The following is a 16,365-nucleotide window of genomic DNA, read 5'->3' on the forward strand; positions in this document are numbered from 1 at the left end:
CCCTCAGGCGCGCTGCCCGACCCTGAGGGCGCCGCCCTCGGGGGCGAGATCGCCCAAATCGTCGTGATGCAGCAGCTTCACCCCCGTCGCGGCGGCCAGGCGGCGGGCGGCGGGGGTGAAGCCGGCATTCGAGACCACGGCGGCGGCATCCGCCGACCAGTAGCGCGCGGCGGCGGCCACCTCCTGCACCGCGGCGTTGCCCACCGCGCGGCCGTAGCGCTTGCACTGGACCACGAGGCGCAGGCCGTCGCGCTCGGCCACGATGTCGGCGCCCTGGTCGCCGCTCGCGGGGGTCGGATGCGCGCTCCAGCCGGCCCGGACGAGCCGGGCGATGCAGAAGCGCTCGTAATCGATCCCGTCCTCCGGCAGATCCTCCTCCTCGGGGAGGGGATGGCCGGCGGCGACCCGCTCGATCGTGTCGAGCAGCCGGTCCCAGTTGCGGTCGATCAGGGCGGCGTAGCCCCGCTCCTCGAGGGCGGGGACCAGGGTGCGCTCGGCGAAGTAGTCCCGCTCCCGCAACCAGCCGTCCTCGATCAGGTTGCCATAGGCGTCGACATAGCGCTCCTGGCGCCGGCGCAGGGCGAGGGTCGCCGCGTGCTGCCGCGCGATCCGGCGGATGCAGGCACGGAAACGGCGGGGCCGGTCGAGGCGGTGGACGGCGATGGCGACCATCGCGGCCGCGGTCGCGAGCAGGGCGGGGCGCCCGTACCAGAAGGCGGCGGCGCCCCCGATCACAAGGGTCCAGAACAGGCGCCGGGCCGTGACCGAACCGTTCGACATCGCCCCTTCGCGGATCCCTCGACCGGGGGCCGGATGCCCCCCGCCGGCAGAATCCGCGCCGGAGCTTGCCGCTTCTCTAACGGAGGCCGGGCGACGGCACGCGTCCCACGCGCCCGACGGCGATTCAACCGGACAACGGCCAGTTGCCGAAGGGACCGGAGGGGCGGCGGACAGGAACAGGACATACCGGCCGAAGACCCGCCGCCTCACCGGAACGTGAAACGGCGACCCGAGACCTTGCGTATCCTCGCCGGAGACGCCGGAAGACATCGGCGATAGGAAGGTCGTCCGGCCCCTTCCGGCGGAGGACTTGCCCTCTGACGGGAAGAGGGACCGTCACGTCTCGGAGAGCTGGGTGCGATCCCGCGGATCGGCTGTGGACAATGCGGTGTCAGGCGCCCGCCCGGGCGCGGCGCCGGGCCGGCTTCTCCGCATTGTCGCCGCCGCGGCTCTTCCGGCGCTGCTGGCCCAGGCCCGTCGCCTTGGCGAGCTCCGAACGGGCCGCCGCGTAGTTCGGCGCCACCATCGGATAGTCGTGCGGCAGGCCCCAGCGCGCGCGGTACTCCTCCGGCGTCAGGTTGTAGCGCGTGCGCAGGTGGCGCTTGAGCGATTTGAACTTCTTGCCGTCCTCCAGACAGATCAGGAAGTCGGGCGTGATCGAGCGCTTCACCGACACGGCGGGCGTCAGCGCGACGGAGGCCGATTGCGGCGTCGGCTCGGTCAGTTGCCGCAGCATCGCGTGCACGGAGGTGATCAACCCGGGCAACTCGGCCGCGGCGATCGAATTGTTGCTGACGAAGGCGGACACGATGTCACCCGCGAGGGCGACATGGTCCTGAATGTCCTGATCCCGCGAAAACTCGTTGTCGGATGTCATTGCTTGAAGTTCCTGCCGCCGGCCCGGTCGGAAAATCTGGCATAAATGGTCGATCGCGGTGCGATCGAGCCTATAGCGAAAGCCGGCGTGTCACTCCATAAATAGTGCGCCACTCATTTTTGCGCAAGCCCCAGTCAAACACACATGATAAGAAATTCGTGGACTGAAATTGCGCCGGGCACGCAGTCCTGTGGGCACGGCCCTCCCGCATGCAAAGCACGGGCCGGTCGCCTCAGCTTTCGCGGTGCGGACTGCGCAATATTCATCATACGGCACCCGCACCACGATACAGGGCCCATCGTGACGTCACCGGATTTGACCAACCCTCCACACTGGCAATGAAATTCGGAGATTCGCTACTTGCTTTGCAGCCCGTAGCCTTTGAACCGGATGACCGTGCGCGCGATCTCATCGTCGTCGAGAAGAACCGGCGTGCCGATCCGCAATGCGAGGCTGTACTGATGCGCCAGGGCCTCGACCTCGGTCGCGATCCAGAAGGCGCGGTCGAGGCTGGGGCCGATGGCGATCAGGCCGTGATTGCCGAGCAGGCAGGCGAGGCGGTCGTCGAGGGCCTCCACGGCGAGGCGGGAGAGCGCCTCGGTGCCGTAGGGGGCGTAAGGCGCGCAGCGGATCGTCGGGCCGCCGGCGGCGGCGATCATGTAATGCGCCGCGGGGATCTCCCTGTGGCAGATCGCGAAGGCGGTGGCGTGGGGCGGATGGGCATGCACCACCGCGCCGATCTCGGGCCGCGCCGCCAGGATGTCCCGGTGGAAGCGCCATTCGGAGGAGGGCTTGAGCCGGTGCGCGAAGCCGCCCTCGGCATCGAGCGCCACGATGTCCTCCGGCTCCAGCTGCTCCGCCGGGATGCCGGAGGGCGTGATCAGGAGCCCGTCGCCGAAGCGCACGGAGATGTTGCCGCTGGTCCCCTGGCTGAGGCCCTCGGCCACCATCCGGCGCATCGCCGCGACGATGGCGCTCCGCGCCACTTGGTCGTCCATCGTACCGTTTCCCCCTTTTCAGGTTCTCATGCGCCCGGGGAGAGACGCTTTCAAGGTGCCGGCCCGGTGTCCGGGACGGTTCCCCGCGCTATAGAACCCGGCCATGACACCGTTTCCGGTTGATCGCTTCGATTTCGTGCGCAGCCCTTCTCCCCGCATGCGCGGAGCGGGGACGCGCGGCGCGTTCCGCGCCGATCGACGGGAACCGGCAACGGGGACCGGCATGCGAGCCCGCCCGTGAGCACCTATCGCTTCGCCGCGATGCTGGCGCCCGAGCGCATCGCCGTGGTGGGCGCGGGGGACCGGCCCGATTCGGTCGGGCGCGCCGTGATGGATTCGCTGAAGGCCGGCGGCTTCACCGGGGCGGTGATGCCGGTCAATCCCCGCCACGCCCTGGTCGACGGCATTCCCTGCCACGCCCGGCTCGCCGACCTGCCCGCGCCCCCGGATCTCGTGCTGATCGCGACCCCGCCGGAAACGGTGCCCGGCATCGTGGCCGAGGCGGGCGAGGCGGGGGCCGCCGCCGCCGTGATCCTGTCGGCCCATCTCGGCTACGGCGAGGCCGCGCCCGTGGCCGCGGCGCGTCGGGCCGCCCGCGCCCAGTCGATGCGCCTGCTCGGCCCGGATTCGGTGGGCGTGAGCGTGCCGAGCCGCAACCTCAACGCGACGCTGCTGGCCCGCACCCCGAAGCCCGGGGACGTGGCCCTGATCTCGCAATCGGGCACCGTCGCCTCGGCCATCGCCGAATGGGCCTCCCGCCGCGGGGTCGGCTTCTCGGCCATCGTCACCCTCGGCCGCTCGGTGGACGTGGACGTGGCCGACTGCCTCGACCACTTCGCCGCCGACATCCACACGCGGGCGATCCTGCTCTCGCTCCACCAGATCGCCGATCCGCGCAAATTCCTGTCCGCGGCCCGGGCCGCCGCCCGCGCCAAGCCGGTGGTGGTCCTGCGCACCGGCCGGCACGAGGCCCATGCCCGCACGCCGGAGACCCACACCGCGGCCCTGGCCAAGCCCTCGGCGGTCTACGACGCCGCCTTCCGCCGGGCGGGCCTGCTCGCCGTCGACAGCCTCGACGCGATGTTCTCCGCCCTGGAGGCCCTGGGCCGGGTCCGTCCCTTCCCGGGTTCGCGCCTGATGATCCTGTCGAACGGCCGCGGCATCGGGGCGCTCGCCGCCGACCATCTCGCCGAGCGGGGCGGGCATGCGGCCCCGGTCCCGCCGGAGCTGCGCCAGCGCCTCGAAGGCGTGCGCCACGGCCAGTCCGAGAACCCCCTCGACATCGGCGTCGATGCCGGCCCCGCCGATTACGCCGCCGCCCTCGGCCCGCTCCTCGCGAGCCGGGACAACGACGCCCTGCTCGCCCTGCACGTCCCCACCGCCCGCGCCGCGCCGAAGGCGGTGGCCGAGACCGTGGCCAAGGCGGTGGAGCAGGCCCGGGCCGGGGCCGGTCGCAAGAAGCCGGTCTTCGCCGTGTCGGTGGGGGAGGATCCGGAGGCGGCGGCGATCTACGCCAAGGCCCGGATCCCGCTCTTCGCCACCGATGCGGACGCCGTCGACGGCTTCCTGCATCTGGTGCGCTACCGCGAGGCGCAGGACGACCTCGCCCGCACCCCCGATTCGCTGCCCAAGGGCTTTTCGCCGGACACGGATGCGGCCCGCGCCATCGTCGACCGGGCGCTTTCCAACGGCCAGAACTGGCTCGATCCCGATGCGGTGATCGGCCTGCTGGAGGCCTACCGCATCCCGATGGTGCCCCACACCCTGGCCCCGGACGGCGAGACCGCCGCCGACGTGGCCTGGCCGATGATCGCCCGCGGCGAGGCGGTGGCGCTCAAGCTCGTCTCGCCCGACGTGGTCCACAAGTCGGATGTCGGCGGCGTGCGCCTCGGCCTCACCTCGGAGGCCGATATCCGCGAGGCCGCCGCCCGCATGCTGGCGCGGGTGCGCAAGCTCAGGCCGGATGCCCGGGTCACGGGCTTCGCCGTGCAGCCGATGATCCGCCGCGGCGGGCGGCGCGAGCTGATCGTGGGGCTGGCCGAGGATCCGACCTTCGGCCCCGTGGTGGTGTTCGGCCGCGGCGGCACGGCGGTGGAGGTGATCGACGACCGGGCGCTCGCCCTGCCGCCCCTCGACCTGCGGCTCGCCGCCGACCTGATCGACCGCACCCGCGTCTCCCGGCGGCTCGCCGCCTATCGCGACGTGGCCGCCGCCGACCGGGCGACCCTCGCCCTGACGCTGGTGAAGATCGCCCAGCTCGCCGTCGACCTGCCGCAGGTGCGCGAGCTCGACATCAACCCCCTGCTCGCCGGCGAGAACGGCGTGCTCGGGCTCGACGCCCGGGTGCGGATCGGCCCCCTGCCGGAGCGCAAGGGCGCCGCCCGCAACCGGCTCGCCATCCGGCCCTATCCCAAGGCCTGGGAGCGCAGCCTGACCCTGAAGGGGCGGCCCATCGCCGTGCGGCCGGTGCGCCCGGAGGACGAGGGCCTGTTCCGCGCCTTCTTCGAGCGGGTGGACCCGGAGGATGTGCGCCTGCGCTTCTTCGCCCCCGTGCGCGACTTCAGCCACGCCTTCCTCGCCCGCCTGACCCAGCTCGACTATGCCCGCGCCATCGCCTTCGTGGCCCTGGCCGAGGACGTGGCCGACGACGCCGCCCGCATGCTCGGCGCCGTGCGCCTGCACGCGGATGCCAACCACGAGAGCGGCGAATACGCGATCCTGGTCCGCTCCGACCTCAAGGGCACGGGGCTCGGCTACGCCCTGATGCGCCTGATGATCGACTGGGCCCGGGCCGAGGGCATCGCCCGGATCGAGGGCACCATCCTCTCCGAGAACCGCGCCATGCTCGCCGTCTGCCGCCGCCTCGGTTTCGAGGCCAGACCCGACCCAGAGGATCCAGGCCTGATCAAGGTGAGCCTGACGCTCGACGGCCCGTAGACGTCATTCGACGGAACGGCCGCCTCTGAGGTCATCCGCGTTCAGACGGACACAGCACGCCGTATCTGCGAACGGTCGGATCGCCAAAGAAAAACCCCGCATCCTGCGACGCGGGGTTCTTTCGCTATCCGGACGAAACTTGGCTCAGTGGCCGCCCTGGCTCGCGTCGCGGGTGGCCTCGTAGAGGAACCAGGTGCGCTCCTCGGACTGGTCGATCCACTCCTCGAGCAGGGAGGTGGTGGAGACGTCCTTGGCGTCGTCGGTGATGCCGTGCAGCTCGCGCATGTTGGCGGTGAGCGTCTTGTTGTCGTCCCGCAGCTCCTTGAGCATGTCGAGCGGGCTCACGTAGTCGGCATCGTTGTCGGCGACGCGGGCGAGCTGGCTCGCCTGGCCGAGGGAGCGCAGGGTGGTGCCGCCGATCTTGCGGGCGCGCTCGCCGACCGCGTCGATGATCGCGAAGATCTGCTGGCTCTGCTCGTCGAGGAGCAGGTGGTAGTCGCGGAAATTCGGGCCGCTGACATGCCAGTGGAAGTTCTTGGTCTTCACGTAGAGGGCGAAGAGGTCCGAGAGCAGGACGGTGAGGCCCTCGGCGATCTTCTTCACGTCCTCGGGGTTCAGGTCGGTCGGGGTGTTGAGGCGGTCGCTGGCGACGCGCAGGTTCGGCTTGGCCTTGGCCATGATCGGCTCCTTCGCAGGTCCTCGAAATCCAGGGATGCGTGGCGCTTCGCGTTCGTGCCACGCTCGCTCCGGCAGAATGAACGGGAGCCGCGAATGTTCCGGGCCGCATGCCAGGGCTCTGTGGAGCGCGGGTGTGGCGTTGTCCTAGAGCGGCTCGCCGCGCAGCAGGCGGGCTCCAGCCGCTTCGAGGTGCGAGGCTTTGGCTTCGAAGCCGCGCGTCAGGCGCTTCGAGGCGTTCACGAGGCCGAGCCCGAAGTCGCGGGCGAGCCGGACGGGGGTCACGTCGTTGGAGAAGAGCCGGTTCAGGCCGTCCGTGGCGGCGACCATGGCGAGCACGGGGAAGCGCCGGGCCTGCTCGTAAGTCCTTGTCACGTCGTCGCTTCCGGGATCCATCCCGAGCCGCAGCGCCTCCGTCGCGGCCTCGGCCAGGGCGGCGGCGCCGGCGAGCCCCAGATTGAGCCCCTGGCCGGCGATCGGATGGATCACGTGGGCCGAATCTCCCAGCAATGCCAAGCGCTTGGTCCGAAACGTCCGGGCCATCCCGACCGAGAGAGGGAAGACCCGCGGCCCGGCCTCCAGGGAGAGCCGCCCGAGCTGGAGGGTGAAGCGCCGCTCGATCTCCGACAAAACCTCTTCGGCAGAACCACTTAGCAGCACCGGCGCCTCCGCCGCGCGCTCCGTCCAGACGATCGAGGAGCGGTGCCCTCCGGCATCGTCCCGCAGCGGCAGGATCGCGAAAGGCCCCCCCGGCAGGAAGTGCTGAACGGCCCGTCCGCCATGGTCGCGCTCGTGCCGGATCGTCGCAACGATCCCGTTCTGCGTGTAGCGATGGCCGACCCAGCCGATGCCGGCCGCCTCGCGCAGGCGCGAGCGGGCGCCGTCCGCCGCCACGACGAGGGCGGCGGAAAGCCGTTCCCCGCCAGAGAGTTCGGCATCGATGCGGCTCGGGGCGGGGAGGGCGCTCCGCACGCTCTCGTCGCGCAGGTCCACGCCCGCCTCCCCGCAGGCCGCGAGAAGAGCCTCAACCAGAGGCTCGGCCTCGACGAGGTGGGCGAGGGGGCCGTCCGCGCCCGGCTCGGCCCCGAAGGTGAGGAAGACCGGCCGCACCGGATCGGCCAGCCGGCTGTCGCTGATCGCCATGTCGAGGACCGGCTGCGCCCCCGCCGCGATCGCCGGCCAGATCCCGATCTGCGCCAGCATCCGCCGCGGCCCCGCCGCCAGCGCATAAGCCCGCCCGCGATGGCGCGCCGCCCCCTCGCCAAGCGCCTGATCGCAAACGACGACGTCGAGGCTCGCCCCATGCGCCCGCTTCAAGGCCAGGGCGAAGGTCAGCCCGGCGATGCCCCCGCCCGCCACCACGATCCTGCGAGCCCCCGCGCGCGTGTCCGTTCCGCTCACCCGCCTGCTCCTCGCCCGCATCGCTCCCTCCGCCTCAACTGGCACTCCGAAGGCCTCGCGGCAATCGCGCTCACCCGGCCATGCCGGACGCACATGCCGATCCGCCTCCGAACCGGTATGTGTGTCCGCATCGATCCACGAGCCAGCACACGGATTCCATGCCGGGCGCCATCAGCGACCTCATCGCCCTCCTCGATCTCGAGCCGCGGGGCACCGACCTCTATCGCGGCGTCAGCCCGAAGATCGGCTGGCCCCGCGTCTTCGGCGGCCAGGTCGTGGCGCAGGCCCTCGTCGCGGCGACGCGCACGGTGCCTGAGAGCCGCCCCCCGCATTCGCTCCACGCCTATTTCCTCCTCGGCGGCGATCCGAAGGTGCCGATCGACTACGAGGTCGAGCGCATCCGCGACGGCGGCAGCTTCACGACGCGCCGGGTCAAGGCCCTGCAGGGCGAGCGGGCGATCTTCGCGATGTCCGTCTCCTTCCACGCGGCGGAGGAGGGCTTCGAGCATGCCTTTCCCATCGCCGATATCCCGGGGCCCGACGATCTGCCGGATGCCCGCGAGGCCATGACGGGGAGCGACGCGATCCTGCCCCCGGCCGTGCTCGCCTATTTCACCAAGACCTGGCCGATCGCCCTGCGCCCCGTCGAGGTGGAGCGCTACCGCGACCGCACCCCGCGCGCGCCACGCTTCCACGTCTGGCTGAAGGCGGACGGGCCGCTTCCCGACGATCCTGCCGTGCACCGCGCCGTGCTGGCCTATGCCTCGGACATGACGCTGCTCGACGCCACCCTGATCGCCCATGGGCGCACGGTCTTCGATGCCGACATCCAGTCGGCGAGCCTCGATCACGCGCTCTGGTTCCATCGCCCGTTCCGGGCGGATGACTGGCTGCTCTATGTCCAGGACAGCCCGAGCGCCGCCGGCGGACGCGGCTTCGCCCGCGGGACGCTGTACGATCGCGCTGGCCGTCTGGTCGCCTCCGTCGCCCAGGAGGGTCTGATCAGGCCGCGGCTGGCGCCGACGCCCGCCGCACCGTTCACGATTTCGTAATCGCCGAGCCCGGTTTTGCTCATATGGGCGCAAAATCGCGCACAGTGCCGCTATAATGTGCATAAGACGCCAAGCTTATGCCTGCCGGATAAGCATTTTGCGTTCGCTTTGTGAGCATTGACGCGGCCGGACCAAAGGTTCCGTCTGGCATAGAGATTGAATGAGGCCGCACGGTCGCAGGGTCATTCCGATCCTTGCGGAACCGCCGGACCGGGGCTGCTGCAAACGCGGCGTTTCAGGGGAGCCCGGCGGCGAACGCACAACAAGGGGCGCAGCCCATGAAAATCGTGATGGCGATAATCAAGCCGTTCAAATTGGAGGAGGTCCGTGACGCCCTCACCGGGATCGGCGTGCACGGCCTGACCGTGACCGAGGTGAAGGGTTACGGCCGCCAGAAGGGTCACACCGAGATCTACCGGGGCGCCGAGTATGCCGTGAGCTTCCTGCCGAAGCTGAAGATCGAAGTCGCCGTCTCGGCCGACCTCGTCACCAGCGTGATCGACACGATCGCCGGCGCCGCCCGCACTGGCCAGATCGGTGACGGCAAGATCTTCGTGCTGCCGCTCGAGAAGGCCGTCCGCATCCGCACCGGCGAGACCGACGCCGACGCCCTCTGAGGCCGCCCGTGGCCGCCGCGACGCCGGCACGCCGCAATCTTCCCTTCATCCTCCAAGTCAGCATCGCATCGCGATCGGGAGTCCCGTGTCCATGAAACTTCGCCACCTTCTCGCGCTCGGACTGGGAGGCGCCGCGCTCGGCCTTCTCCTGGTCGAGCCGTCCCTCGCGCAGACGCCGGCTCCGGAAGCCGCCGCACCGGCCGCTGCCGCCGCCGCGACGCCCGTGCCGAACAAGGGCGACACCGCCTGGATGCTCCTGTCCTCCGTGCTCGTTCTGATGATGACCGTGCCGGGCCTCGCCCTGTTCTACGGTGGCCTCGTTCGCACCAAGAACATGCTCTCGGTGCTGACCCAGGTCTTCGCCATCGCCTCGATCGTCTGCCTGCTGTGGGTGTTCTACGGCTACAGCCTCGCCTTCACGAACGGCGGCGGCCTCAACGACTTCGTCGGTGGCTTCTCCAAGGCCTTCCTGAAAGGCGTCGACGGCACCACGGTCGCGGCCACCTTCTCGAACGGCGTGGTCATTCCCGAATACGTCTACATCTGCTTCCAGATGACGTTCGCGATGATCACCCCGGGCCTCATCGTCGGCGCCTTCGCCGAACGCATGAAGTTCTCGGCGCTCGTCGTGTTCTCGATCCTGTGGGTCACGTTCATCTATTTCCCGATGGCCCACATGGTCTGGTACTGGGGCGGCCCGGACATCTTCGCCGACGCCGCGCGCAAGCTCGCCGCCGCGACCGACAAGGCGGCCGCCCAGGCCGATTACGACGCCGTGCTGGCGGATGCCGGCATGCTCTTCAAGTGGGGCGCGCTCGACTTCGCCGGCGGCACCGTGGTGCACATCAACGCGGGCATCGCGGGCTTCGTCGGCTGCCTGATCCTCGGCAAGCGCATCGGCTACGGCCGTGACCTGCTCGCCCCGCATTCGCTGACCATGACCATGATCGGCGCCTCGCTGCTCTGGGTCGGCTGGTTCGGCTTCAACGCCGGCTCCAACCTCGAGGCCAACGGCACCACCGCCATCGCCATGATCAACACCTTCGTCGCCACGGCGGCCGCGGCGGTCTCCTGGCTGTTCGTGGAGTGGGTCGCGAAGGGCAAGCCGTCGCTCCTCGGCATGCTGTCGGGTGCCATCGCCGGCCTGGTCGCCGTCACCCCCGCCGCCGGCTTCGCCGGCCCGATGGGCTCGATCGTCCTCGGTCTCGTCGCCGGTGCGGTCTGCTTCGTGATGTGCTCCACCGTGAAGAACGCGCTCGGCTACGACGACTCCCTCGACGTGTTCGGCGTGCACTGCATCGGCGGCATCATCGGCGCGCTGGCCACCGGCATCCTCGTCGATCCGGCCCTCGGCGGCGCGGGCATCCCGGACTACACCACGAAGCCCGGCGAGCTCGTCCTCGGCGCCTACGACATGACCGCCCAGCTGATCATCCAGGCCAAGGCCGTGGGCTTCACGCTGCTGTGGTCGGGTATCGGCTCGGCGATCCTCTACAAGCTCGTCGACTGGACGATCGGCCTGCGCGTCACGCAGGAAGAGGAGCGCGAGGGCCTCGACATCGCCGATCACGGCGAGCGCGCCTACAACTACTGATCTACGCTTCCACTTGCGAGATCCGAGGCCCCGGCGGTTCCCGCCGGGGCTTTTCCATGTGTCGCAGGGCCGGGCACGACCGAAAACTTGTATCGATTCGATGCGGAAGACGGCGACACCCGCATGAGGCTTCCAAACCGCCGGCGACCGAATTTATCGACAGGAATAAGAAAATCTCAGGAGGGGTATAGGCCGCCCGTCGAGGCGTGCCCTCTCGGCAACACCCCGATAGCCTCGATTCAAGCTAAGCCGTAAATGCCCAAAAACTGTGCAATTGCCTGAAACTTCATTTTGCGATGCCAAGCCGGCTTCGGCACGTTGGTCCTATCAAGAAGACCGGGGCTGAGCTCGAAATGACCGTTAAACTGAAGTTGCAGGCTAGCGTAGCCGCACTCGCCTTCATCTCTACCGTTCCCGCCTTCGCTGCCGATCTTCCGGCCAAGTCCACGCCGGTTGTGGTCGAAGAACACTGCAAAGCGGCGATCTCGACCCCGGCCTTCGGCGGCCTGATCAAGGCGAACCCGAACCCCGCCTGCTTCACCACAGGTCTCGGCGACATCTATGTCGGCGGCGCGGTGACCGGCTTCGCCTATTACCAGACCAACGCGTTCGGTATTCCTTCGCCCGGCGGCGAGCAGGACCGTTACGGACGTGTCGACTTCAGCAACCTGCAGGCTTGGGTGCAGAAGGCGGATGGTCCGCTCCAGTTCTACGTGCATACCGGCCTCTACTCGATCCCGGCGCTGGGCCTGCCGCTCTACAGCTCCTTCGAGCAGACGGACCTGCTGTTCGGCCCGGTCCCGGTCGCCTACGGCAAGTGGCAGATCAACGACGAGTGGTCGATCCAGGCCGGCCGCATGTTCACCAACATCGGCACCGAGCTGCTGTTCTCCTACCAGAACCTCAACATCTCCCGCGGTCTGGTGTTCAACCAGGAGAACTTTATCAATCACGGCGTGCAGGTGAACTATGCCAGCGGCCCGTGGGCGGCCTCGCTCGCGGTCGTGGACGGCTTCTACTCCGGCGAGCTGAACTGGGTCACCGGTCTCATCACCTACAAGATCGACGACTCCAACACGATCGGCATCAACGGCGGCACGCATTTCAGCGACTTCGATGCCTCGACCCGCAGCGCGCGCTTCCAGTTCGCGACGATCAACTCGCTGCAGAACAGCAGCATCATCAGCGTGAACTACACCTACGCGAACGGCCCCTGGATCGTCTCGCCCTACTTCCAGTACACTTCGGTCGACCGGAAGGACAATTACTTCGTCCCGCTCCGCGGCGCCGAGACCTGGGGCGGCGCCCTGCTCGCCGGCTACTCGTTCACCGACAATTTCGCCCTGGCCGGCCGGCTTGAATACATCGCGCAATCGGGCACCAAGGGCGACTTCGCCGGCACGACCGCGACCAACGTGCTGTTCGGACCGGGCAGCTCGGCCTTCTCCTTCACGATCACCCCGACCTTCACCTGGGATCGCTACTTCCTCCGCGGCGAGTTCGCGACCGTGCAGGCTTTCGACGTCGCGACCGATGCCACCCTGGGCGTCGGCTCCGGCTTCGGCCGCAACGGCCTCAAGAAGTCGCAGGAGCGCTACCTGATCGAGACCGGCTTCACCTTCTGACGTCCTCCGTCTCTGTCATCGTCGTCGAGAGGCCCCGGAGCGATCCGGGGCCTCTTTCGTTTCGCGTGTGCGCGCCGGCTCGGAGCAACCGGCGATCTATGCTTAGCCCACCGTTAACCCGGCGGGGTTAGCGTTACCGGAGCGTTGTCCCCGCGTCCGGTTCCGCATGCGTTCCCTCCGCCGTTCCGCGTCGCCCTTCGAGACGTTCGTCGACAGCTTCCGGCCGTTTATGGCCAAGCGGCTGACGGAGTGCGGCGGCCTTGTGCTCTTCACGGGAGCCGTGGCGACCACCGTCGCGCTTGCGACCTGGTCGATCGACGACCCGAGCCTGAACCACGCCACCGACCACGCGGCCCACAACGTGCTCGGCCGGCCGGGTGCCGTCGTGGCCGATCTGGCGATGCAGCTGCTCGGCCTCGGCTCGATCGCACTGGTGCTGCCGCCCGCCCTGTGGGGCATGCGACTCATGCGCGAGCACCGGCTGCCCCAGGGCGGCCTGCGCCTGACGCTGTGGATCATGGGATTTCTCTGCGCCAGCGCCACCGCCAGCGCCCTGCCGCCGACCGCGCGCTGGCCGTTGCCGACCGGTCTCGGCGGCGTCGCAGGCGACGCGCTGATGTCCGCGGTGCAATTCGTCGCCGGGCCCGCCGCGGCGCTGGCCGGCTTCGTCTTCGCGGCCCTGTCGATCCTCTGCCTGACGGGCGCCTGCCGGACCGCGGGTCAGATGGAGGAGGATCAGTGGGAGGACGAGCCGGTCGCGCCACGCCGCGCCCCTGTCCGTGAGCGCCGGACCGGCCCGTCCGAGCGCGACGACGCGGGCGAGCCGGGGCTGGGGCTGCTGTCCCTGGGAGCCCTGGCACAGGCCGTCATGAGCGGCCGCTCCCATCTCCGGGATCGGATCGAGGCTTGGCGTATGCAGCGGGAGGAGACCGCGGCGGCGGCCTATGCCGGCGCCTCGCCCGCCCTCGCGGCGAGACGCGCCTTCTCCGAAGAGGAGGCCCCTCCGTGGGCGGACCAGGCCCAAGAGCGCTTCGGCACCGCGCCCGCCATGCGGCGCGAGCCTGTTTTCGACGAGGCCGAGGCGGCCGACGAGTCGCCGCGCCCGGTCCGCTCGGATTCGAAGCCGCGCCGCCCCGCCCCCCCCGTAATCCGCGAGCCCGAAGACGATTTCGACGCGATGGACGGGGAAGAGCCCCCGCCGAACCGCACCCGCGTCTCGGCGCCGGTGCCCCCGGCCCCTCCGGCGCGTCCGCGACCCGGGCAGGGCTTCGCGCCTCAGCCGGGTGAGACCACCTATCGCCATCCTGCCCTGGAGCTTCTGGCACTCCCCCGGCCGCCGCTTCCGGGCTCGGAGATCTCGACCGATGCTCTGGAGCAGAACGCGACCATGCTGGAAGCGACGCTGCAGGATTTCGGCGTGCGCGGGGATATCCTGGCCGTGCGGCCCGGCCCCGTCGTCACCCTCTACGAGCTCGAACCCGCCCCCGGCACCAAGTCCAGCCGCGTGATCTCGCTCGCCGACGACATTGCCCGCTCGATGTCCGCCGTCTCCGCCCGCGTCGCCGTGGTGCCGGGGCGGAACGCCATCGGCATCGAACTGCCCAACGCCAAGCGCGAGACCGTCTTCCTGCGGGAATTGCTGGCCTCCGAGGATTTCGTCGAGACCAAGCACAAGCTCGCTCTGTGTCTGGGCAAGAACATCGGCGGCGAGCCGATCATCGCCGACCTCGCCCGCATGCCCCACCTGCTCGTCGCCGGCACCACCGGATCCGGCAAGTCGGTCGCCATCAACACCATGATCCTCTCGCTCCTCTACCGGCTCAAGCCCGAGGAGTGCCGCCTGATCATGGTCGATCCCAAGATGCTGGAACTCTCCGTCTACGACGGCATCCCGCACCTGCTCTCCCCCGTCGTCACCGATCCCAAGAAGGCGGTCATCGCCCTCAAATGGGCCGTGCGCGAGATGGAGGAGCGCTACAAGAAAATGGCCAAGATCAGCGTGCGCAACATCGACGGCTACAATGCCCGTCTGGTGGAGGCGCGCGAGCGCGGCGAGACGCTGACCCGCACCGTCCAGACCGGCTTCGACCGCAACACCGGCGAGGCGGTCTACGAGGACGAGGTCATGGACCTCAACCCGCTGCCCTACATCGTGATCGTGGTCGACGAGATGGCCGACCTGATGATGGTGGCGGGCAAGGACATCGAGGGCGCGATCCAGCGGCTGGCGCAGATGGCGCGCGCGGCCGGCATCCACCTGATCATGGCCACGCAGCGCCCCTCGGTCGACGTGATCACCGGCACGATCAAGGCCAACTTCCCGACCCGGATCAGCTTCCAGGTCACCAGCAAGATCGACAGCCGCACGATCCTGGGCGAGATGGGCGCCGAGCAACTGCTCGGCCAGGGCGACATGCTGTTCATGGCCGGCGGCGGCCGCACCACCCGCGTGCACGGGCCGTTCTGCTCGGATGCCGAGGTCGAGAGCGTCGTCGCCCATCTCAAGCGCCAGGGCCGACCCGCCTATCTCGAGGCCGTCACCGCGGAGGAGGGCGAGATCCCGGCCGGCGGCGGCGCTGCCGGCGAGGAGGGCCCGGTTTTCGATGCCGGCAATTTCGGCGGGGAGGGGGGCGACCTCTACGAGCAGGCCGTGGCCGTGGTGCTGCGGGACAAGAAGGCCTCGACCTCCTACATCCAGCGCCGCCTCCAGATCGGCTACAACCGCGCCGCCTCGCTGATGGAGCGCATGGAAACCGAAGGTCTCGTCGGCCCGGCCAACCATGCCGGCAAGCGCGAGATCCTGGTCGAGACCGAAGGCGGCCAGGATTACTGAACAGCCGGGACCGCGCCAGGGCGAAACAATGCCGCGTCGCCTCGCACGAGCGGCAACGCGGAATTAATCCGAAACACACAAAATTCCATCTCGGCGAAGGGATGCACACATCTTCGCGGAGGGGAAACCGTGCCGACTCGTGATTTTTCCATTCGCAGCAAGCTGATCGGGGCGTTCTCGATCCTGCTCCTGTTCCTCGGCGCGGTCGGCCTGACAGGCTTCTACGGCGCCACGCGGATCGACAGCGCCCTCGTCGAGATCGAGGCGAATTGGCTCCCGAGCATCAAGAAGGCCGGTGAGATCGATGCCCTGACCGGGCGCTACACCACGAGCCTCCTGCGTCACATCCTCAGCAGCGACCCGAAGACCATGGCGGTCGTCGACAAGGACATCGCCGAGCGGGGGCAGAAGATCGATCGCGCGGCGAAGGACTACGAGTTCCTGATCAGCTCTCCGGAAGAGCGCGGCTTCTACCAGGCCTTCATGCAGGACTGGCAGGCCTTCACCAAGGCGGCCGAGCCGATTCTCGTCCTGTCGCGCGCCGGCGAGAAGGCAAAGGCGCTGGCCCTCTACGAGGCCGAGGGCGTGCCGCCGCGGCGGCGCGCGTCCTTGGCGCTGGAAAAGATCATCGCGCTCAACGATGCCGGTGCCGCCAGCGCCGAGACCGAGAGCCGGGCCATCTACACACAGACCCGCACGCTGATCGTCGCGACGAGTCTCGGCGCCCTGGCCCTGTCCCTGGCGCTGGCGGGCCTTCTCATCCGCGGCATCGGCCGCGGCATCGGGGCGGTCGTGACACCGATGACGGCGCTCGCCGCCGACGACCTCTCGGTCCAGATCCCGCATCAGGGTGCGCGCACGGAGATCGGGCGGATCGCCGACGCGGTCCAGGTGTTCAAGACGCGCCTGATCCGAATGAAGGCCCTCGAAGAGGAGACGGCGCTGGCGCGGGCGGGTGCGGAGGCGCAGCGCAAGG

Annotated in this window: 12 protein-coding genes; 7 read left to right on the forward strand and 5 right to left on the reverse strand. The window is 69.4% G+C overall.

Annotation, left to right across the window (positions count from 1 at the left end; all coding sequences use genetic code 11):
- Nucleotides 1-3: 3 nt before the first annotated feature.
- The 3 genes from MFF21_RS22965 to MFF21_RS22975 all read right to left on the reverse strand — a co-directional run bounded on the left by MFF21_RS22965 (nucleotide 4) and on the right by MFF21_RS22975 (nucleotide 2,655).
- A complete protein-coding gene (locus MFF21_RS22965; protein WP_238314797.1) occupies nucleotides 4-780 on the reverse strand; it encodes a restriction endonuclease in 777 nt (258 codons plus the stop codon).
- Nucleotides 781-1,171: 391 nt separating this feature from the next.
- Nucleotides 1,172-1,657 (reverse strand): Ros/MucR family transcriptional regulator, encoded by a 486-nt coding sequence (locus MFF21_RS22970; RefSeq protein WP_238314806.1) that lies wholly within the window; start codon nucleotides 1,655-1,657, stop codon nucleotides 1,172-1,174.
- A gap of 356 nt (nucleotides 1,658-2,013) precedes the next feature.
- Nucleotides 2,014-2,655 carry a class II aldolase/adducin family protein gene (locus MFF21_RS22975; protein ID WP_238314820.1) on the reverse strand — a complete coding sequence of 214 codons (642 nt, stop codon included), beginning with the start codon at nucleotides 2,653-2,655 and terminating at the stop codon, nucleotides 2,014-2,016.
- 237 nt (nucleotides 2,656-2,892) lie between these two features.
- Between MFF21_RS22975 and MFF21_RS22980 the strand changes: the two genes are divergently transcribed.
- A complete protein-coding gene (locus tag MFF21_RS22980; protein WP_238314823.1) occupies nucleotides 2,893-5,592 on the forward strand; it encodes a bifunctional acetate--CoA ligase family protein/GNAT family N-acetyltransferase in 2,700 nt (899 codons plus the stop codon).
- Nucleotides 5,593-5,736: 144 nt separating this feature from the next.
- On the opposite strand, the gene MFF21_RS22985 is transcribed toward MFF21_RS22980, so the two are convergent.
- Nucleotides 5,737-6,270: a Dps family protein gene (locus MFF21_RS22985; RefSeq protein WP_238314825.1), complete on the reverse strand. Its 534-nt coding sequence runs from the start codon at nucleotides 6,268-6,270 to the stop codon at nucleotides 5,737-5,739.
- Between the two features lie 144 nt (nucleotides 6,271-6,414).
- Nucleotides 6,415-7,689 (reverse strand): FAD-dependent monooxygenase, encoded by a 1,275-nt coding sequence (locus MFF21_RS22990; protein ID WP_373325083.1) that lies wholly within the window; start codon nucleotides 7,687-7,689, stop codon nucleotides 6,415-6,417.
- Nucleotides 7,690-7,826: 137 nt separating this feature from the next.
- Between MFF21_RS22990 and MFF21_RS22995 the strand changes: the two genes are divergently transcribed.
- The 6 genes from MFF21_RS22995 to MFF21_RS23020 all read left to right on the forward strand — a co-directional run.
- Entirely contained in the window at nucleotides 7,827-8,720 is an 894-nt protein-coding gene (locus MFF21_RS22995) for an acyl-CoA thioesterase (protein WP_238314829.1), read from the forward strand.
- Nucleotides 8,721-8,998: 278 nt separating this feature from the next.
- Nucleotides 8,999-9,337, forward strand: a complete 339-nt coding sequence (locus MFF21_RS23000; RefSeq protein ID WP_238314831.1) for a P-II family nitrogen regulator — start codon at nucleotides 8,999-9,001, stop codon at nucleotides 9,335-9,337.
- A gap of 91 nt (nucleotides 9,338-9,428) precedes the next feature.
- Nucleotides 9,429-10,931, forward strand: coding sequence for an ammonium transporter (locus MFF21_RS23005; RefSeq protein ID WP_238314833.1), 1,503 nt, complete (start codon nucleotides 9,429-9,431; stop codon nucleotides 10,929-10,931).
- Nucleotides 10,932-11,284: 353 nt separating this feature from the next.
- Nucleotides 11,285-12,556, forward strand: coding sequence for an outer membrane beta-barrel protein (locus MFF21_RS23010; RefSeq protein WP_238314835.1), 1,272 nt, complete (start codon nucleotides 11,285-11,287; stop codon nucleotides 12,554-12,556).
- A gap of 166 nt (nucleotides 12,557-12,722) precedes the next feature.
- Nucleotides 12,723-15,389: a DNA translocase FtsK gene (locus MFF21_RS23015; RefSeq protein ID WP_238314838.1), complete on the forward strand. Its 2,667-nt coding sequence runs from the start codon at nucleotides 12,723-12,725 to the stop codon at nucleotides 15,387-15,389.
- A gap of 129 nt (nucleotides 15,390-15,518) precedes the next feature.
- Nucleotides 15,519-16,365, forward strand: an 847-nt coding sequence (locus MFF21_RS23020; protein ID WP_238314846.1) for an MCP four helix bundle domain-containing protein, incomplete at its 3' end; no start/stop codon positions are given.

Origin of the sequence: Methylobacterium organophilum (genome assembly GCF_022179465.1) — a bacterium.
GTDB lineage: Bacteria > Pseudomonadota > Alphaproteobacteria > Rhizobiales > Beijerinckiaceae > Methylobacterium > Methylobacterium organophilum.